Origin of the sequence: Exiguobacterium acetylicum (assembly GCF_022170825.1) — a bacterium.
Taxonomy (GTDB): domain Bacteria; phylum Bacillota; class Bacilli; order Exiguobacteriales; family Exiguobacteriaceae; genus Exiguobacterium_A; species Exiguobacterium_A acetylicum_B.
In genome coordinates, this window is record NZ_CP081878.1 from 1,403,353 (window position 1) to 1,422,442 (window position 19,090).

Consider the following 19,090-nt stretch of genomic DNA (forward strand, 5'->3'; position numbering starts at 1 on the left):
GGATGGAAATCGACAAAGAACTGTTAAAGGGGCACGTCGACACGATCATTTTGTCGTTGCTGAACGAACAGGACCGATACGGGTATGAAATCGCGAAGACAATTCGGCAAACGTCAGACGAGCAATTCGAACTAAAAGAGGCGACACTCTATTTGTCACTGAAACGACTCGAGAAAAAAGGCTGCGTCACATCCTATTGGAGTGATGAAGCAGCGGGCGGCGGACGGCGTAAATATTATGCGCTGACGACGGAAGGAAAGCTCCTCCTCGCAAAAAAACGTCTCGAATGGCGTTTTCTCAAACAACTACTCCCGAAGTTTCTTGAAGAGGGGGACGGTGCGCTTGAATAAGCTTGATCATTTCGTCCGTGACTTGTATCAGGATGCGGATACGACGGATCCAGAAATCATCGACGTCATCGAAGAGACGCGAAGTCACCTCGAGCAATCGGTGCGGGACTTGATGATTCAAGGTCATTCGGAAGAAGAAGCGACGAAACTCGCCATGTACCGCTATGGGAACAAGGAACACGTCGATCAAATTCTGACATGGGTCTATCGAAAAGAGCGGACGTTCGCTTCGTGGTTACTCCGGATCGGGATTAGTGTAGCCGCAGTAACGATGTTGTTTTTCATTGGCACGATCATATTGAGCCAGCAACAGTCACTCGCGTATGCGAATGCCATTTATGACAGCGAACGCTCGATTGAATCCTACGAGCACATTTTAGAGGATAATTTGTTATTACTATCGATTTCTGGACAAGATGCTACGTCCTCACGCGACTTCACCGTTCACCGGTCGATTTGGTTACCGGAGTTGTTCACTTCGCACGGTATCTATCTGATTGACGAACAACACCTGACGACGACGGAAAGCTTTGATGTCACGAAATTCGGTGTCGTACTTGCATTGATCGGATTAACGGTCTATCTCGTGACATCGATCATCTGGAGCGTTATCAAGCTCTATCATGCAGGACGTTTACATCTATTGAGCATCGTCTCAGTCATAGTCTTTAACGTGCTCGGTTATTGGTTTTGGTCATTACGAAAATAGGAGGGGTTTAGATGTCGCAACAAATCAAGCTCATGTGGGCGCAAGCATTCTCGATGAAGCGATGCGTGCTATATCTTCTGATCATTCTCGGGTTACCGGCTCTTCAATTCAGTTTCATTTATGAGGGCTATCAGTTCTTCTTATCGATAGAAGTATTCCAGGAGACGATTTCAGGGGCGATTCCGATGCTGTTTCCGATACTTGCCGTCTTGATCTTCTTGCCAATCTTTATTGCGGAATACAAGGATAACTATCTTACATATGTACGAACGCGTGCGAGTCTGAAGGATTATTTGCTTGCTGTCGGAATCGTCAATGCGCTACTGACAGGACTCATCCTTTTTTTGATGACGATCGTTACGTTCCTTTTCATTCATTACGTCGAACCCATCTTCGCTTTCGTAGATTATTGGTCTCTTAGCGAGAAGACATATGAGACCTCAAATGCATTTTCGTTCTTAGCAGACATCCATCCGTTACTCTATGCCGTTATTTATTCTGCTTGGATCGCTTTAAACGGAGCGTTATACGCAACACTTGCTTACCTGCTGATCTTAGCACTCGAACAAGTCTATCTCGCGATGTCGTTACCGTTCGTTGCTTATCATATCTTTAATTTCGTCTCGGGTATCATGCAAGCACCACAATTCTCACCCATCAGTACGGTCTTTCCGTTTAACATCACGGAACAGCCGCTTTGGACGGTATTCGTACCGTTTACTGTCTTGACTATCGTTAACGTAATACTGTACTTGACGTTGATTCGACCGAAACCGGAGTGGATCTTTACATCATGATGAGAAAACGAAGCATCTCGATTTTATTAAAAAGTTTATTCATCCTCGTGATCAGCTACGTCGGTTGGTATAGACGCCAGGAAGTACTGACCAAGGCGCAGGAGTTCGGCAGAAACGTCAACGCGTGGGATATCACGTTTGCGATTCAAAATGATATGTACCTAATACTCTTTTTCCTGATGCCTTTATTGTTGTTCCTCTCATTTCGAACGATTGAACAGCAGTATGAACCGACGATCTTGATTCGGGTCGGCTCATTTCGGAACTGGCTATATTATTCGGTAAAACTGTATTTTCGCGCGATCCTGCCGCTACTCGGATTCGTCTTGCTGTTGAGTCTTCTTTGTGCCGTTGATCAACCGTTTACGCTCAAGTGGAGTGCATACAGTCAACTAGCGACTAGTGGAAACATCATCCATTATCTTATTGCGACATTCGCTTCACCACTGACAGTGTTTTTCTTACAACCGCTTCTTTGGTTGCTCGCAAGCATTGCCTTACATGGATTCATGTGTCTCGCATTTTTATTACACGAAAAGCGAAATGGCTTGCTGCTGCAGGCGGCGGGAGTCATGCTGTGGTGTATTTTCTGTTTCAAATTATCGTTTGGAGTAGGTGAGTTCTTTTCACCCGCCATGTATTTCTCGGTCGGGGCTGTATCTAATAGCATGCCCCCCTGGATCGCTCTCGTCATTCTCAGTCTCGTGATTATGCTGATCTATTTACTGGCGCAATGGATTCGCTCGTTTCGTCAGCTACTTTCTTCACAAAAAGAGTTCATCCCGTATGTAATTTATGCGATGCTTGCGAGTCTATACATCTTACTGAGTAGCAGCCGGGCGTCCATTGATCTGCAAACAATCGGTGATCTCTTCGTCGTCGTATTTTACGGTGTCAGTGCAGAGGACAGTTCGTTTCTGCAACTCTTGTCACATCTGATTCTGTTCTTCGGACTCGCTTACTTAAGTCAATTGCGTCTGCAGGATCAAATGACAGCAATCGGACCCTTCACGTGGATGCGTTATCAACGACTAGAGAAATGGGCGCTTCATGTCTTCGTTAAAGAAGGGCGCTTTTATCTACTTGCACTGGCGTTACTCTTCATCGGAACGCTTGGTGTCGGGACGATTAAAGGACTATCGCTGTCGCTGACGACCAGCCTCTTATCGATTTCACCGCTCCAATTGCTTTTGCAACTGATTGGTATCTCGATGCTCCAACTGATGCTCTATTCACTCTTGAGCTTCATCTTACTGTGGCAATTTTCAGATGGATACGCGACGATCGGTTTGTTTGGCGTCTTATCAGTATTCTTACTGCCGAACTTCAATCGGTATGGCATCTTTCCGTCCGGATTAAATGGATTCGCCCAGCTGCAGTCGTTTAGTCTGACACATCTTTTGATTATCTTGTTGATCTATCTGGGACTTTCACTTGTTTGGTTATATGTTCTGTTTCAAAAAAGCATTCGGATATAAGGAGGACGTATCATGGAAATGATTAAGCTTGAGCAGGTCACGAAAGGGTATCAAGGCAATCCGCTATTCGAAGAAGTTGATTTGACGATTCAAAAAGGAGACATCGTCGGCATCACGGGACCGAACGGTTCAGGAAAATCAGTCTTATTCAAGATGATTTGCGGTTTCATCCATCCAGACGCGGGAACGATCACCGTCCGGAATGAACAGCTCGGTCCGGCACGACGCTTTCCGGAAAACGTCGGTGTCATCATTGATCGACCAGGCTATATCGCGCATAAATCTGGATTTGAGAACTTGAAGCAACTAGCGGCGATTCGGAAAGTAATCACAGATGCCGACATCGAACAAGCAATGCGGACCGTCGGCTTACAGCCTGGAAATCGGCAGAAGGTCAAACAGTATTCGCTCGGAATGAAACAAAAGCTCGCGATTGCGCAAGCGATTATGGAACAGCAAGACATCTTGATTTTGGACGAAGCATTCAATGCGCTCGATCACGACAGTGTACTGCGTCTGCGGGAACTATTGTTGTCGTTCAAAGCAGAAGGCAAGACGATCGTCTTGACGAGTCACAATCAACAGGACATCGACGCACTTTGTGACTCTGTCTACCGGATCAATCAAGGTCGGCTCGAACAGGTCGGCTAACACAAACAGGGAGTGGATCAACGGATCCACTCCCTGTTGCATTACGATTGATTATTTTCCTGGCTTCGTCTTGTAGAAGCTGTAGAAGACGCTGATCAGGATGACGAGGACGATCGTACCGAGTGACATCCAGATCGGCATTTTGTAGACGTCACTGAAGATCATCTTCGCTCCGATAAAGACGAGCATGAAGCTAAGACCGTGTTTCAAGTAGTAGAAGCGATCAATCAAGTTCGCAAGGACGAAGTAGAGACTACGGAGTCCAAGGATTGCCATGATGTTCGCATAGAAGATGATGAACGGGTCACGCGAGTACGCGAAGCTTGCTGCGACCGAGTCGACGGCGAAGACGATATCTGAGATCTCGATGAAGACGAGCGCGATCAAGAGTGGCGTGAAGAACAGTTTCCCATCAATTCGTTTTGCGAACTTACCAGACGAGATGTCTTGCGTGATCGGTAAACGTTTCTCTAACCAACGAATCGTTTTGTTCTCTTCGAGTGACGTCTCTTGACCGATGTTCTTGTACATCATCCAACCAGTGTAGACGAGGAACGCTCCGAAGATGTAGTACACCCAAGCGAAGTTCTCAAGCAACGAAACACCAGCGACGATGAAGATGACGCGGAAGAAGATTGCACCGAGAATACCCCAGAATAAAACTTTGTGCTGGTACTTCAATGGAATCGCGAAGTACGCGAAGACGAGTGAGAAGACGAAAACGTTATCGATCGCGAGAGCCTTCTCGATGAAGTAAACGCTCGTGTATTCAATCGCAGCGGAGCTACCTTGATCGAAGTAGAGCCAGCCGCCGAAGGCGATCGCAATCGCGATCCAGACGAACGTCCACGTCCAGGCCTCCCGAAGCGAAACTTCATGTGCCTTACGATGGAAGACTCCAAGGTCAAGGGCAAGCATGATGAAAACGATGGCTAGAAAAGCAATGAGTAGTGTCAACAGCGCTTCCTCCTTTAAAGGTAATTGTTATCTTGAATTTATTATAAGGTCATGAGAACTCAAAAGTAAAGTGGTAAATGTTCGGAATGTGCAATTGATTAAAAAACAATCCCCGAAAATGGCTAAATGTACTCGATTCAGTGTGCGATTAAACGACATGAAACCCAGTTCCAAAGGGAGACTGGGTTTCATGATTTTTACTTTCGATTAAAGGTGATTGTTAAGGCTTTATGATAACGGAGGGAAGTGTGGAACGACATACGTTCCGAGTTCGTCAATCACGTCTTCCGCTGAGCGTTCACCATCGAACAAAGCGAAGAACAGATGGTTGACGCCAAGCTCACGGTACAATGCGAGCAACTCAATCAATCGATTACGACCGATTCGGAAACCGAGTCGAATTGGTGTCGCTTCTTCATCCGGATCTGCGGACAGGTCGAGATGCATCGGCATCGAAAACGGGCGGAACGTTGTGTTACCGGCTTCTTGACTGGCAGCACGCCATTGTTCGATGGCACGCGCTTGTTCGAACGGACCTTGTGGATAATACATCCAACCGTCACCGTTTTTCGCGAGCCAGTCCATGTTTTGCTGCGCAAAACCAGTGATCATCGTCGGGATTCTCTTTTTTGGTCGTGGGACGAGCGTCGCACCACTGACTTCTCCATACGTCGAATCGATTTGCGGATAATCTTCATATAAGGCTTGTTCCATCACCTGGAGTGCTTCCTTGAACTGAGCGCCACGACTTGGATGATCGATACCAAGTCCATGAAAATCGGCTTGCCGGTCACCGGACGAGACGCCGAGAATCAAACGTTCTGGGAACAGCGCATTAATCGTCGCAACTTCCTTCGCGGAGCGTAGCGGATGGCGAAGCGGCAAGACAAGGGCTGATGTTCCGAGTGCGATCTGCTTCGTCTGACTAAGAAGATGCGTACCGTAAATCAGCATGTCGTGAATCTGTCCGACAGCAGGATCGAGGAAATAAGGATCCTTCAGTAGGACGTCACGTAACCAAAGTGTCGTAAAGCCATAGTCCTCTGCTTTTTGCGCGAGTTCGACTTGTTTATCGAGCGTTGGTGTTCGCATCTTGAAATTCTCAAGCGGGACGTGGAGACCGAGCGTAAGCTCGCCCTCGCGGTACATCCGCTGATAACTTGTGTGATCGTTGAACATAGAAACCCTCCTTACTGCCGCTCAAGACGACGTGAGACACCTGTCAAGATGACGGCAAGAATGACCATGATGCCGCCGACCCATGGCGTGTGGACGAGACCGATCGTATCGGCGACGAGACCACCGATTGTTGCTCCGAGTGCGATTCCGATGTTGAAGGCTGCGATATTCAAGGCAGAGGCGACATCGACTGCTGCCGGGACATATTTTTCAGCCAACTGGACGATATAGAGCTGGAGTCCAGGGACGTTCATAAAGGCGAGAAGTCCCATCAAGATGATACCGATGATGCCCGCGACCTTAAACGGAATCATGAACGACAAGGCGATCATGACAACCGCATGGAGAATGAACATATAGAACAACGCTTTGATCGGGTTACCGTTCGCGAGTTTTCCGCCGACCGTGTTCCCAATCGCAACAGCGATTCCGTAGACGAGTAGAATGATACTGATCAAGCTTGGGCTGATTTTCGTGACGTCCTGCATGATTGGTGTCAAGTACGTAAACGCGACGAACGTCCCACCATAACCGAGGGCAGTGATCAAGAAACCGAGCATCAAACGTCCGTTCGTCAACAGTTTGAACATGTCAGAGAACTTAGCAGGTGGTGATTGTTTCAAGTCTTTAGGAATCAAGAAGAAGCTTGCGATGATCGCGATGATTCCGAGTGCGGCGACAGCAAAGAACGTTGCGCGCCAGCCGAATGATTGACCGATGAATGTTCCGAGCGGGACACCTGTGACGGTCGCGACCGTCAGACCGGTGAACATCAAGGCAATAGCACTCGCTTTTTTATGCTCGGGTACGAGCTGGACGGCAATCGTCGCACCAATCGAGAAGAAGACACCATGTGAGAAAGCCGTGATGAAGCGGGCGACGATTAATAATTCAAACGTCGGTGAAATCGCAGAAACAAGGTTACCGGCGATGAAGACGACCATTAATGCCATCAGTAATGTTTTCCGATTCATCCGATTCGTCAGTGCCGTCAACAGGGGCGCACCGACGGCAACGCCGATCGCGTAACCAGAGATGATGAGACCAGCGAGTGTAATACCGATATTTAAGTCACCAGCGATTGCTGCGAGCAATCCGACGGGAACGAACTCCGTCGTACCGATCCCAAAGGCACTGATTGCTAAGGCAAGTAAGGCAAGTCCGCCGTTTCTTGGGACCTGTTCCTCCCGGACCTGGGGGTTTAGTTGATTCATGGGGATTCCTCCTAAAAATGATTTCGGTAGGGATCGTGTCTGGTGGGCCCGACCGAACGTGATCCGATTGACATGACCCCAGCATAACGGGGGTTCTTTCTTTCGGGAAGTACGTACTTTAAAGTGCGATAGGCACTTAAAAGTACCCTACCCCTTCTTCAAGACACAATGTCTAAAAGGAGGTTGTACTTTCCGTTGACAATTGCTATCATATAGCCAGTCAATCCGCTTGGGAAGTACGCACTTTCAAGTACGATAGGCACCAAAAAGTACCTATGCCCTCAACGGAATCACGAAAGGAAGGATCGAACATGCCGTACAATATCCCAGTCGAAGCGACACTTGAAGTCATCGGTGGAAAGTGGAAGGTCGTCATCATGTGTCATTTGATTAAAGGCGAGCGCCGGACGAGTGAGCTCCGCAAGCTGATGCCGACGATTACGCAAAAGATGCTGACGCAACAATTGCGGGAGTTAGAAGAAGACGGCGTCATCATTCGGACCGTCTTTGAACAAGTCCCACCGAAAGTCGTCTACTCGTTATCGGAATACGGCTGGTCATTGAAGCCGATTCTTGACGCGATGTGTGCGTGGGGCGAAGGACATATTGATTTGACGGGTGGAGAGGTCGTCTCGTCATAACGAACAAAAGTGAGTCTCACCTGAGGCTCACTTCAGACTGAAAACAAAGTGAACTTTTTTGCTTAATTAAGAAAGATTGTGCTTCTCCAATATGTATTCGGTAATTTTTCTATACGACAAACCATCAAAGAAGTTGAGGCCAATGTGGCTTATTGTTGACTTTTTAAGTCTTGGACTGTAAGAGATGATACCGCATTTCTCTAAGGTCGTTCGCTATTACTTTCTCATCATAGAACCTTCCTGTAGCCAATCTTCGATCATTTCAGCTCAACGGATGCCATACGTCATACGCATTTCAAGAATTCGTTAAGAAGAATCACCTAACAAGAAGCATGTCTCGTAGAGGAAACTGTTGGGACAACGCAGCTATCGAATCGTTCCACTCTAATTTAAAGTCTGAGGAGTTTTAGTACGTCAAATTTAATTCACTAAGAGACCATTAGGTCTCTGAACGCGTTACTAATTACTTAAATTACTATAATGAAGAACGAATCTAAGAAAAATTAGGCTACCTGATACCGAAAAAATACGGTGTACTGGCAGCCTAATCAAGGTGTTTTATATGAGTCTCATATTGCTAGGTCAGTCTACATTCTGCTTTTTTATGTAGTAATATTAAAGTTTAAAACTGTCGACTCAGGAAATATTAAAGTAATGATTTGTAAAAAAAATTTACTTAAAAACTAGTTTTAAGTAAAGCTAACTTAATATAACTTTATCCGTTTTCTGTATCATCAATTTTTTTGGGGACATGAAGTCTCGTTATTGTCGAAGTTCTTTCGGAATTATTACCCTTTACTAGATTAGAAAAAATTTTTTTTCTGATTATCTTATATTTAATTAAATAAACTGATACGTTTGATGTTCTTTGACCGTTCTCGCTTATTTTTTGAGAGATTTTGGTTATAAATTTTTCTTCTGCTACAGTGCTGTATGTTATTCGAAAATTAGAATAGCGTTGTTTACTCTCTTCATTTTGCTCATTTATTTTCAAAGGAATAAGAAGAGTTACATCAGAATTCCAAGATTGTAAGAAATAAGTATTTTTTTCACCGTTAATATCACAAAAGATATTAACATAAAAAACGCTGTTTTTAGTAGTATTCTCTAACCTCAAATATACTACTCTATCGTCTGTTGTTTTCGTTAGAGTATTAGTTGAACTATTTTTAACAATTAATATTTTATTTAAGTCATTTTCTCTTAATTTAAAAGGATTTTTATAAGTCGAAAAGGTATTTGTAATAAATGCTCTGTGTTCTAATCTATACTCTTTATTATCTTTTCTACTGTTATACCAATTTGTTAGAATAAATGTAATGAAACCTATAACTACTGGTAATATCCATATATATCTAAGAAAATCTATAGTCTCCTTTGTTACTGTAACAGGTATTGCAACGGCTCCAGGAGTCGCAGATAAAATTAAAGAAATATTCATATAACCATCCTTTTTAAATAATATTAACGAATTATGTTTAAAAAATATATAAATTTACTTATTTATCTGTGATCTAAGTAATGTATTTTAATTTGTTTTTTGTATCATGCGTAGTGAAAGCAGAAGCATATGATTTATATTTCCAGTCAATTTCGTGCCTGGCTGCTTATCGAATAAGGTTCGCATCGTGGATAACCCCCTTTCTTAGTCTTTTGTTCGACGGATTTCAGTCGCAACAATCAAGTCCTTTGCAAGCGTCACTTGAATCGTATCACCCATCTGAATGGCAGCCGTGTTATCCGTTTCACCATACACGATCGTGTCCGGCGTGATGCGAATCTCGGTCAATGTGTATTGTTCGTCCGGTTGCTGTTCACTAGGAGCGACGAAAAGCGTGTCACCGACAATCTGTTCGACGACACGAGCATCATTTTCGTGTGTACAGGCACCAAGCGGCATACAAAGGAATAGAATAAAAGCGAAAAGCCAACGACGTGTCGGCATGCATCAGGCACCTACTTTCGTCAGTAAGTATGGTTGATCAAAATCAGATTGTTATATAAATTTTACCAGTTGTGAAACTGATTGATGTGAATCAAAAAAATCTTTCTTTCTCTAGATTAACAGGGATTCGGAGGAGTATCGGCGTATGATTAAGGTAATACCATCATCTCAATCAGAGGAGGAATTACGATGAAAGCAGCCATCTGTACTCGCTACGGACCGCCGGACGTCTTGCACATCAAAGAAGTGCCGAGCCCGGTTCCGAAATCATCCGAACTGTTGATCAAAGTGTATGCATCCGCCGTCCATTCCGGAGACCGGCGCATGCGATCGCTCGATGTTCCAGCGTTAGGAAAACTTCCGATGCGTTTGGCTGTTGGTTTCAAGCGACCGCGACAACCAATTCTTGGCGTCGTTCTTGCCGGAGAAGTCGTCGAAGTCGGTCAGGACGTCAAACAGTTTAAAGTCGGCGACCGCGTCCATGCTTTGACCGGATTTGGCTTCGGTGGATACGCGGAATACGCCTGTGTATCTGAGAAGCGTTGCTTGTCTAAAATCTCGCAGCATGCCTCTTACGCGGAAGCCGTTTGTCTCCCGTTCGGTGGTACGACGTCACTTCATTTTTTCCGGAAACTCCAGCTCGATCAGATGAAGACGATCTTGATTTACGGTGCGTCGGGTGCTGTCGGAACGGCTGCTGTTCAAATCGCCAAAGCAAAAGGACTTCAGGTGACGGCAGTCTGTAGTGGACGAAATCTGGAGCGTGTTAAAGAACTCGGTGCCGATCACGTCATCGATTATACGAAGGACGGTTATGACGGCTTGTTGCTCAAATATGATGCCGTTTTCGATGCATCCGGGAAGATCAACAAGACGCAGGCGAAACGGCATGTCAAACAAAACGGTTCGTTCACATCCGTCGCAGGGCAAGGTGTCGCAAAAGAACGGAAAGAGGATTTACACTATTTGAATGAACAGTTTGAAGCAGGACAGTTTAAACCAGTGATTGACCGCATCTATCCGCTTGATGAAATCGTCGAAGCCCATCGCTACGTTGATTCCGGACAAAAGTTCGGGAATGTTGTCATTTCAGTAACAGATGAGTGATCCATCCAACCACCTGATACAGGTGGTTTTTTAATTGAACATCCAAAATATGTTAAAATAAAATCGTATATTTTTAAAGATGGGAGATGATTGAAATCATGAAGCAACTGTTTGCGTTTGAGACAAAAACGGACTATGCCAAATATGAAGCGATCACGGATCGCTTTCGCACAAGATTGGACGAGTATCAAACCATCTTACGAGAGAAGTATCAACTGATTGACGTACCGAAAGGAATCGTCTGGACTTCTGCGGAACTCGCGACGACCATATTCTCAGATATTCCGATTCCAGCATTTACGAACAAGAATTTGATTTACATATCACCAGATGTCTCAGAATGGCGGACGTTATTTTTGTCGCAACTCGACGGGAAAGACGTACCGCATATTCAAGAGTTCTATGAGACGCTCGCCGAAGATCACGTCTTGACGATTGCTGGTCATGAACTGACTCATCATTTAGATTTGTTCGTTGATGAGTTTGATGATGAACGGGAAGACGGAATCTGGTTCGAAGAGGGAATGTGTGAGTATTTACCCCGGAAGCACCTGTTGTCGGACGAAGCATTCAAGCAGATCACAGCAATCGAGACGGAACTCGTTGAGCTTTTTCAAGAAGAGTACGGAAATCGGTCGATCGATCAATTTGGTAGTGCCTCATATGCCGGTAGTCTGTCGAGTATCATGTTCGACTATTGGCGGAGTTTTCTCGCGATCCACTATCTCATCGAGGAACGATATGACGGTGATGTATTACGCGCTTTCGAAGCATATCGGAATTGGCATGAACAGGGGCGGGTAGTGCCGCTATCGGAATACTTTGGTCTTCAAACGGTAAATCGCTAAGCTTTGTTTGTAGTGGAGGAGGGCTTATGAGTCGTTACAGTATGCTTTCGTTAGCTGCATTCATCTGTTTTTGTCTCTTATTTATTGTGATGAAGAGCGGAATCAGTCTAAGCGGGTTTGGATCTGCCTATCTCCTACTTCTGTTTGTTGTTCCGTTAGTAGGTGTGTACACAGGGTACAAAGCAAAGCATTGCTTACTAAAATGGCTATTCGTTGGTATCCATCTCATTTCATTATTTATGATCTCCTATTTGTTGTTACTGGCTTATGGTATTTCGGAGTCATAAAACAGATTAAATGAAAAGGTCAGTTGATTCCTTTGTTACACGGAATCAACTGACCTTTCATGATATGTAGTGTGAAACAAGACATCATCGCGAAAGCTAGCTTCGCTTCGGCAAACTAGTCGTCGTACCCATCTCGACGACTCGATCGTCTTGAAGACGATACAGCAAGTACTCCTCTTTTTGGAGCCCTTGACCACTGATTTTTACGGCAATCTTATAGCGTTTTTCCTTGTCGCGGTGTTTGTCGTCGTAAGCAGAGTGGAGCGAGACGACGCGATCTGGACCATACTTTTTTTCGACGTAGGTTTCGACTTGTGCACTGACATGCTGCTCGAATCGTTCATCGTAACGGACGTCTAAGTAAAACAGCAGTCCACCTAATAAGAGGAAGACAATCAAAACATTGATTCCGATTTTTTTCAATTCATCACTTCCGATCGTTGCATCTCAATGAATCAAGAAAAAACTGTTACAGATGATCGGAAGACGATCCATCATAACAGCGCTTGAATCATTCAATTAAAAATCAACACCGAATAATTTTAAAATGCCATACATGATCAGCATGGCGAGAACTGTCGAACCACCAAAAGCAAATTGATACTTCACTGATTTGTTCATAAGAGGTCCTCTCTTTCTGTCATGATTGAAGTAATGATTTTAGATATCGACTCCAACTAATTTAAGAACGGCGATGATAGCGATAGCTGAGAGCGCAAAAGAACCAGCATAAGCGAGTTGTTTTTTCAAAGGTATCTCCTCCTCATGAAAGTATTACCATTAGTATGTCATTAAACAAGATATATGTAAAATTAATTCCAAATAATAACTCGGTTTCTTAGCCTGATGTTTCATGAAGGAAATACAACATCCCTACTTCTCGTTTCGTCAAGAGAGTAGGGATGTTGTTTTCATGTCCACCAGTCCGGTGTAGTATAGCGCGTTAAAAGATCCTTCTCGACGAGTCGCTGCTTCACATAAGACGTGACACTTGGAAGTAAAGTGTCCATGTTAGCAGGGTGAACCATGACCTCGATGGATGAACCGGGTGTAATCGAATCAAGGGTCGCAAACGAGACACCATCTCCATAAAACCGATCATCGAAGCGTCTCGTAAGCCAGAGATCCTGATGGTTCTCGTTCCCTGTAGCACGAAACATCGTTTGATATTCATTAGCAAGTTCAACGATGACGGAGTCGATTGTGGACCAGCCATGGATATGATGATGGCTGTCTAAATGGTGAAGCGGTAGACCAGTTGCAAGGAAAGCTTCAATCTGGGCTTTCCATTCCAGATAGACATCGTTAGGAGCTGGCGGCTTTTCTTCTAAAAAGCGACTCGTGAAACGGAATGTCCCGTCCGCCTTCGTTAACGAATGACTCGTCGACGCGAGCGGTTTTCCCCAAGAGAGTACGAGATGTACGCCGACATGGAGGTCCGGGTATTGCTCAGAAAGTCGGACGGCGTCATCGACCGCATGTCCGTTCATCATCATCGTCGTCGAATTGACTGGACCGTTGAGATGACTCTCAATGATGCCTTGGTTGATACCCGTCGTCAGACCAAAATCATCAGCATTGACGATCACACGTGTTTTACGCATGCGCCGTGCCGGTCAGGGAGAGTGCCTGATCAAGCACTTGATCTCCCTTCATCAATCCGTATGCCATGTTGTCGATCACAGCAACCGGAACGTTAACCGCTGAGCGGATTTTATTCTCGAGGTACCGGACTTGAGGTCCGATCAAGATGACGTCCATCGTCGTATGTTCCTTTAGTCGCGATTCGGGTACCGCTTCGATTGTTGCATCAAGACCTCGTGCTATGGCTTCCGTACGCATTTTTTCTACTAAGATCGAAGTGGACATGCCTGCTGAGCAGACGAGTAAGATGTTCATTTCGTTTCCTCCAGTCGGTTGATTTTAGTGATCATGTCGATCATCTCAGTCGCCAGTTCCTTGACCGTCATCGCTGTCATCAGATGATCTTGAGCATGGACGAGTAGGACGCTCATCTCGTTGCTGGTTCCTCGTGCTTCTTCTTGTAAGAGTTCTGTCTGGAGCTTGTGTGCCTCAAGGAACGAGGTTTCAGCTTCTTTGAGCTTTTCCTTTACGAGTGCATCGTCACTGCGTTTAGCAGCGGAAAGCGCTTCAAACGCACTTGAGCGTGCATTTCCGGCATGTAGGATGATCATGAACGATAATTGTTGAATTGATTCTGTCTTCAACTGATTTTCTCTCCTTCGTGGATGCTGTCTTTATTTCGATTGATTTCGGCAGTCATGGCGCGTGCTCCTGCTACGACGAACGGGATATAGATCAACGTCGCGAGCGTCAGATTGAACACCTGAAGCAGGACACCGCGGATGCTACCACCGGTGACGAGATACCCGCTGATGATCGGTGGTGTCGTCCATGGAACGATGGCGACGGTCTTCGGAACCATCCCGGTCGATAGTGCGACATACGAGACGACCGTCAAGACGACTGGTGCAAGAATGAACGGGATCAGCATGACTGGATTGAGGACGATCGGCATGCCGAAAATGACCGGTTCGTTGATGTTGAACAGCCCTGCTGGAGCTGATAGCTTAGCGACTTGATGATAAGGATGATTGCGTTGTTTTCTTACGACGATGAAGATCGCAAGTAGGAGTGACAATGTCGTACCGGAGCCCCCCATGAAGACGAACGCATCGAGGAACGGTTTCGTTACTGTATACGGCACGTCATAGGCGGAGGCACCAGCTTGGAAGGCAGCTAAGTTCTGTTCGATCAGCGGTAGGTAAATCGGCTCGATGACCGACCCGATGATGTTCGTACCGTGTAGACCGAAGAACCACAAGACATGGTTCAACAGGGCGATGATCAGACCAGCAGCGAGCGAATCACCGAAGCCTTGAAGCGGTTGCTGGATTGCCTTGAAGATGACCTCGAAGATGCTGAGCTCGAGTTTCACTTGGATGAACAACTGGATCGCAGCAACGACCGTCAAGATGATCATCGAAGGAATCAATGCTTGGAACGATCGGGTGACACCACCAGGCACACCCTCCGGCATCCGGATCGTCAGCTTCGTATGGATGAGAAGACGGAATGCTTCCGTTACGAGAAGCGAGACGATGATGGCGACGAATAGCCCTTGGGCGCCGAGCCAAGCGAAGCTGAGTCCCCAGTCCTTCGTGACCGGAACGAGCATGACGTAAGAAGCGATCGACAGAATACCAGCAGCGAGACCGTCGATATCGTAGGACCGTGCCAAGTTATAGGCAATCGAGAAGGCGACCAGTAAGCCGAGAATCGCGAAGGAGGCATTCCAAATGTTGCCGCCAAGCCGTTGCCAACTGCCTTCACCAAAAGCGGCATTCATCGAGCCGACGAAATCGAGCGACCAGCTACCGAGCTGGATGGCAGGGAAGTTATTGATCAGAATCGCGAGTGAGCCGACGATGATGAGCGGCATGACGGAGACAAAGCCGTCACGGATGGCGACGAGATGGCGCTGGGAACCGATACGCCCGGCAATTTCAATGAACTTATTCATGAGAGAACCTCCTTAAGCTGGAATTGGGGTAAGTAAGCCTGATGCGCGCGGAACAGTTCTTCAAGTAAGGCATCGATCCGTTTTTCGTCTTGGATCAAGGGATTCATAAGGGCAGCGAGATAAGCGTCCTCGTATTTCCCAGAGACGGCTGCTTGAATCGTCAGTTCCTCGAACGTCTTCAAGTTCGTGATCAGTCCACGGACTGTGAGTGGTAAGCTACCGATCGACAGCGGACGCGGTCCGGTTTTTGTGATGACAGCGTTGACCTCGATGACCGCATCTTCCGGTAAGTCACGGATTGTCCCTTGATTCAGCGTATTGACGGTCTGGACATCACCACGGTCGTTATAAAGCGAGTCCATCAAATTACACGCCGCATCCGAGTAGTACGCTCCACCGCGTTGCTCAAGTTCCTTCGGTTTTACGTCGAGCGATACATCTTGGTATTGTTCAAATAGTCGGCGCTCGACTTCTTGAACGACTTCAGCTCGTGTCCCGTTCTCTTCGTAAGCTTGCAGATCTTTTGCTAGGACATCGCGCGTTTGGAAATAATATTGATGGTACGGGTTCGGTAACAGATTGATTGAATTCAGGAATGAGTCGGACCAGCCGAGTCCGACGATATTCGCTGGCGAGTAGTCGTTTCCATGACTTAAGGCAGTAAGAACGTCTTCTGTCCGATCGACACCATTCACCGTGACATGTCGACCAAAGATGAAGTGATTCAACCCGATAAATTCGATCGAGACGTGCTCGACGGGGGCGTGTAGGATTTCAGCAACGGAGTTCCGCATGTTGAACGGGATGTTGCAGACACCAATCACTCTCTGATGCTTGGAGTGTTTCAAAAGTGCCTCGGTCACGATGCCAGCTGGATTCGTGAAGTTGATCAACCAGGCGTCGGGACAAAGTTCCGCCATCTCGTCTGCGAGTTCGAGTAAGACGGGAATCGTCCGGAAGGCCTTGAACATGCCGCCAGCACCATTCGTCTCTTGACCGATGAAGCCATGCTTGAGTGGAATGCGCTCGTCAAGCGCCCGTGCCGCAAGACCCCCGACACGAATTTGCGTCGAGACGAAGTCGGCTCCACGGAGGGCTTCTCTTCGATCGAATGTCCAACGAAGTGTGATCTTCACGTTAGACTTGTCAATCATCCGTTGTGCGAGTTTACCAACAATTTCGAGCTTTTCTTTTCCGTCTTCGATATCGACGAGTACGACCTCGTCGACCGGAAAAGAGTGATGACGCAAAATGAAACCTTCAATGATTTCCGGTGTATAGCTGGAGCCTCCACCGATGATGACGACCTTGAGTGGCATGTTGTAAATTCCTCCTCATGAAAGCGATCTCTTTTTGTTGTAACAAATGTAACAAATAATACAACTTAAGACAATGATAAAATACAAATAAGACAAATAAAGATTTGTATTTGCATTTGTATGATGTCTGTATCACAATAAAGGCACAAAGGATAAGAGGAGGAGGTGGCATGATGTCGCAATCAACGTTACAGACGGCAATCAAAGAAGAATTGCTATCGCGGATCAAGAGAGGATATTACGAAGAAGGGAAGAAATTCCCGACGGAGTATGTGCTCTGTGAAGAGTTCGATGTCAGTCGGACAACGGTCCGGGGAGCATTGAACCAGCTGACTCTTGAAGGATACTTGATCCGACAGCAAGGGCGTGGGACGTTCGTCGCGGGCAAGAAAGTGCGACAGACCTTGTCACATACGCCAAATAACTACGCTGCACAGTTAGCGGTGCAAGGAAAGCGGGGCGAGGTGTCGCTAATCCAATTATCCGTCGTCTCAGCGACAGATGTCTTGACGGAAGTTTTTGCAGTGGAGGAACAAGCACCAATCCAGAAGATTGAACGGATTCGTCATGCTGACGGCGAACCGACACAATATGAAATCTCATTCATCCCGTGGTCGATTGCTCCAGGAATCACGAAGGAACAAGCGGAGCATTCGTTGTTCGATACGTTAGCAAAAGTCTTCGATATCCAGGTGGCGAAAACGACGGAGTCACTCGAAATCGTCCTAGCCGATGAAGCGATCAGTAGTTATCTGAACTGTCCAGTCAATGCACCATGTTTTTATATCGAGACGGTGACAGAGGATCAAGCGGGACAGATCATCGAGTATTCGCGTTCCTACTTCCGTGGGGATAAGACGAATTTCGTGATTGAACGTTCATACCGTTAAATCGAATATCGTTATTGCCGAGAAGCGCAAAAAAAGGTTGAATCCATTCACACATCGAAATGGATTCAACCTTTTTTGACGTCATTAGTTTGTTCCAACTTACACCATGCTGAGTAAAAGCTGAGGGTTATGGTCATGTAACAAATCGTCTTGAATATAACGATGATAGGACAATGACGAATCGTTCAAATGGAAAAGCGTCAGCTGTCGACTCTCGAAGTCCACTTCTTCTATGTAGACAAGTTCTTTGCTACTCCCAGAATCACTGGTTTGACGAATGGATAAGGGAGTTTTTTCCCGTAAAGCGATGAACAACATGACTTCCAATTTATAAGTCATAGGAACGGAAGCATCATGGTGAAGTTGGATGGATGAATCGACGGAAAGGCAAATCGGCGGGTTCATGGTGTGTAACGGTACAGAATGAGTTATTTCTTTTTGAAGGTGCTGCATGGTGGACCTCCTCATAATAAGAACGTATGTTCATATTATGCGGTGTGGATCCATTTTTTGCAATCTTATTTAACGTCACTGACTTATGAATATGTTGTCCACCATCGTTCAAGTTCTATTGTTAGAGATAGAACCACGCTTTTCGCAAAAAGGATGCTGACATTCTCATAGATCTTGAGATAATCGAATCATATCGGTACATCGGATTCCATTTTCGATGATTTCCTCTTCATAATGTCTCAAGAAGAAGTTCATATCGATCCCGACGATCCGAAATCCACATTTTTGATAAAGTGCTAACTGACCTACGCTTGAATTGCCTGTTCCAATCTCGATGGTGGTATATCCCATTGTTTTAGCTGTGTTAATCGCATGTCGCAAAAGATCCTTCCCGACACCTTTTCCTTGGTACAACTCGTCCACTGCGATATTTACGATTTCGATTGTTTGCGGTCTTGTCGGGAGAATTACATATACACCGATCCATTGGTCATTGTTTTCAGCAACGAAACAATGACCTCTTTTTACATAGTTTTCGACTAACTTCAGAGACGGGTCTGCCGCTAGCAAGAGCTCCATCGGAGGAGTCTCATGGATGGACAATTGATGAATATCTACATTCATAACTGTATACTCCTTACATTTTAAGATTAATTAGCGAACCACTATTTTTATTTCCTTTAAGCGTACTATCATTTAATAAAAACCAGCATCTGATAAA

22 protein-coding genes are annotated in these 19,090 nt (G+C 45.8%); 9 read left to right on the forward strand and 13 right to left on the reverse strand.

The annotated features are described in order from the left end of the window. Window positions 1–2: 2 nt before the first annotated feature. Genes K6T22_RS07220 through K6T22_RS07240 form a run of 5 tightly spaced genes read left to right on the forward strand, consistent with a single transcriptional unit; the run spans window position 3 to window position 3,985 of the window. Entirely contained in the window at window positions 3–350 is a 348-nt protein-coding gene (locus tag K6T22_RS07220; RefSeq protein ID WP_238239702.1) for a PadR family transcriptional regulator, read from the forward strand. Continuing rightward, a complete protein-coding gene (locus K6T22_RS07225) occupies window positions 343–1,059 on the forward strand; it encodes a hypothetical protein (protein ID WP_238239703.1) in 717 nt (238 codons plus the stop codon). Before K6T22_RS07220 ends, K6T22_RS07225 begins: the two co-directional genes overlap by 8 nt. Window positions 1,060–1,070: 11 nt before the next feature. Beyond that, on the forward strand, window positions 1,071–1,856 hold the full coding sequence (locus K6T22_RS07230; protein ID WP_238239704.1) for an ABC transporter permease: 786 nt from the start codon (window positions 1,071–1,073) through the stop codon (window positions 1,854–1,856). Further along, the gene (locus K6T22_RS07235) at window positions 1,853–3,334 is read left to right on the forward strand and encodes a hypothetical protein (RefSeq protein ID WP_238239705.1); all 1,482 of its coding nucleotides are present in this window, start codon (window positions 1,853–1,855) and stop codon (window positions 3,332–3,334) included. Before K6T22_RS07230 ends, K6T22_RS07235 begins: the two co-directional genes overlap by 4 nt. A 12-nt stretch (window positions 3,335–3,346) precedes the next feature. Continuing rightward, entirely contained in the window at window positions 3,347–3,985 is a 639-nt protein-coding gene (locus tag K6T22_RS07240) for an ATP-binding cassette domain-containing protein (RefSeq protein WP_238239706.1), read from the forward strand. A 51-nt stretch (window positions 3,986–4,036) separates the two neighbouring features. On the opposite strand, the gene K6T22_RS07245 is transcribed toward K6T22_RS07240, so the two are convergent. The 3 genes from K6T22_RS07245 to K6T22_RS07255 form a co-directional block, all read right to left on the reverse strand. Continuing rightward, window positions 4,037–4,942: a TerC family protein gene (locus K6T22_RS07245; RefSeq protein ID WP_214804804.1), complete on the reverse strand. Its 906-nt coding sequence runs from the start codon at window positions 4,940–4,942 to the stop codon at window positions 4,037–4,039. Between the two features lie 228 nt (window positions 4,943–5,170). Continuing rightward, window positions 5,171–6,121 (reverse strand): TIGR03571 family LLM class oxidoreductase, encoded by a 951-nt coding sequence (locus K6T22_RS07250; RefSeq protein ID WP_238239708.1) that lies wholly within the window; start codon window positions 6,119–6,121, stop codon window positions 5,171–5,173. Window positions 6,122–6,132: 11 nt separating this feature from the next. Then, complete coding sequence (locus K6T22_RS07255) at window positions 6,133–7,335, reverse strand: MFS transporter (RefSeq protein ID WP_238239709.1); 1,203 nt, start codon at window positions 7,333–7,335, stop codon at window positions 6,133–6,135. Between the two features lie 311 nt (window positions 7,336–7,646). Between K6T22_RS07255 and K6T22_RS07260 the strand changes: the two genes are divergently transcribed. Next, entirely contained in the window at window positions 7,647–7,976 is a 330-nt protein-coding gene (locus K6T22_RS07260) for a winged helix-turn-helix transcriptional regulator (protein WP_023468096.1), read from the forward strand. A gap of 715 nt (window positions 7,977–8,691) precedes the next feature. On the opposite strand, the gene K6T22_RS07270 is transcribed toward K6T22_RS07260, so the two are convergent. Together K6T22_RS07270 and K6T22_RS07275 are read right to left on the reverse strand one after the other, a co-directional pair. Beyond that, entirely contained in the window at window positions 8,692–9,417 is a 726-nt protein-coding gene (locus K6T22_RS07270; RefSeq protein ID WP_238239710.1) for a hypothetical protein, read from the reverse strand. Between the two features lie 204 nt (window positions 9,418–9,621). Then, entirely contained in the window at window positions 9,622–9,921 is a 300-nt protein-coding gene (locus tag K6T22_RS07275; RefSeq protein ID WP_238239711.1) for a hypothetical protein, read from the reverse strand. 189 nt (window positions 9,922–10,110) lie between these two features. Between K6T22_RS07275 and K6T22_RS07280 the strand changes: the two genes are divergently transcribed. Then, window positions 10,111–11,028, forward strand: coding sequence for an NAD(P)-dependent alcohol dehydrogenase (locus K6T22_RS07280; RefSeq protein WP_238239712.1), 918 nt, complete (start codon window positions 10,111–10,113; stop codon window positions 11,026–11,028). Window positions 11,029–11,126: 98 nt separating this feature from the next. After that, complete coding sequence (locus tag K6T22_RS07285; RefSeq protein WP_238239713.1) at window positions 11,127–11,876, forward strand: collagenase; 750 nt, start codon at window positions 11,127–11,129, stop codon at window positions 11,874–11,876. A gap of 383 nt (window positions 11,877–12,259) precedes the next feature. Here K6T22_RS07285 and K6T22_RS07290 read toward each other — a convergent pair whose 3' ends face one another. The 6 genes from K6T22_RS07290 to K6T22_RS07315 form a co-directional block, all read right to left on the reverse strand. Beyond that, a complete protein-coding gene (locus K6T22_RS07290; RefSeq protein WP_238239714.1) occupies window positions 12,260–12,586 on the reverse strand; it encodes a hypothetical protein in 327 nt (108 codons plus the stop codon). A gap of 488 nt (window positions 12,587–13,074) precedes the next feature. After that, window positions 13,075–13,767 (reverse strand): chitin disaccharide deacetylase, encoded by a 693-nt coding sequence (gene chbG, locus K6T22_RS07295; RefSeq protein ID WP_238239715.1) that lies wholly within the window; start codon window positions 13,765–13,767, stop codon window positions 13,075–13,077. After that, window positions 13,760–14,062, reverse strand: a complete 303-nt coding sequence (locus K6T22_RS07300) for a PTS sugar transporter subunit IIB (RefSeq protein ID WP_023468108.1) — start codon at window positions 14,060–14,062, stop codon at window positions 13,760–13,762. Before K6T22_RS07300 ends, chbG begins: the two co-directional genes overlap by 8 nt. Further along, on the reverse strand, window positions 14,059–14,391 hold the full coding sequence (locus K6T22_RS07305; RefSeq protein ID WP_283205705.1) for a PTS sugar transporter subunit IIA: 333 nt from the start codon (window positions 14,389–14,391) through the stop codon (window positions 14,059–14,061). Before K6T22_RS07305 ends, K6T22_RS07300 begins: the two co-directional genes overlap by 4 nt. Next, a complete protein-coding gene (gene celB / locus K6T22_RS07310; protein ID WP_238239716.1) occupies window positions 14,388–15,707 on the reverse strand; it encodes a PTS cellobiose transporter subunit IIC in 1,320 nt (439 codons plus the stop codon). Before celB ends, K6T22_RS07305 begins: the two co-directional genes overlap by 4 nt. Further along, window positions 15,704–17,026 carry a 6-phospho-beta-glucosidase gene (locus K6T22_RS07315; protein WP_238239717.1) on the reverse strand — a complete coding sequence of 441 codons (1,323 nt, stop codon included), beginning with the start codon at window positions 17,024–17,026 and terminating at the stop codon, window positions 15,704–15,706. The genes celB and K6T22_RS07315 overlap by 4 nt, the downstream gene beginning before the upstream one ends. Before the next feature lie 173 nt (window positions 17,027–17,199). On the opposite strand from K6T22_RS07315, the gene K6T22_RS07320 reads away from it, so the two are divergent. Further along, window positions 17,200–17,916: a GntR family transcriptional regulator gene (locus K6T22_RS07320; protein WP_238240061.1), complete on the forward strand. Its 717-nt coding sequence runs from the start codon at window positions 17,200–17,202 to the stop codon at window positions 17,914–17,916. A gap of 99 nt (window positions 17,917–18,015) precedes the next feature. Here K6T22_RS07320 and K6T22_RS07325 read toward each other — a convergent pair whose 3' ends face one another. Further along, window positions 18,016–18,369 carry a hypothetical protein gene (locus tag K6T22_RS07325; RefSeq protein WP_238239718.1) on the reverse strand — a complete coding sequence of 118 codons (354 nt, stop codon included), beginning with the start codon at window positions 18,367–18,369 and terminating at the stop codon, window positions 18,016–18,018. 165 nt (window positions 18,370–18,534) lie between these two features. Then, window positions 18,535–18,993, reverse strand: coding sequence for a GNAT family N-acetyltransferase (locus K6T22_RS07330; protein ID WP_238239719.1), 459 nt, complete (start codon window positions 18,991–18,993; stop codon window positions 18,535–18,537). Window positions 18,994–19,090: the final 97 nt, after the last annotated feature.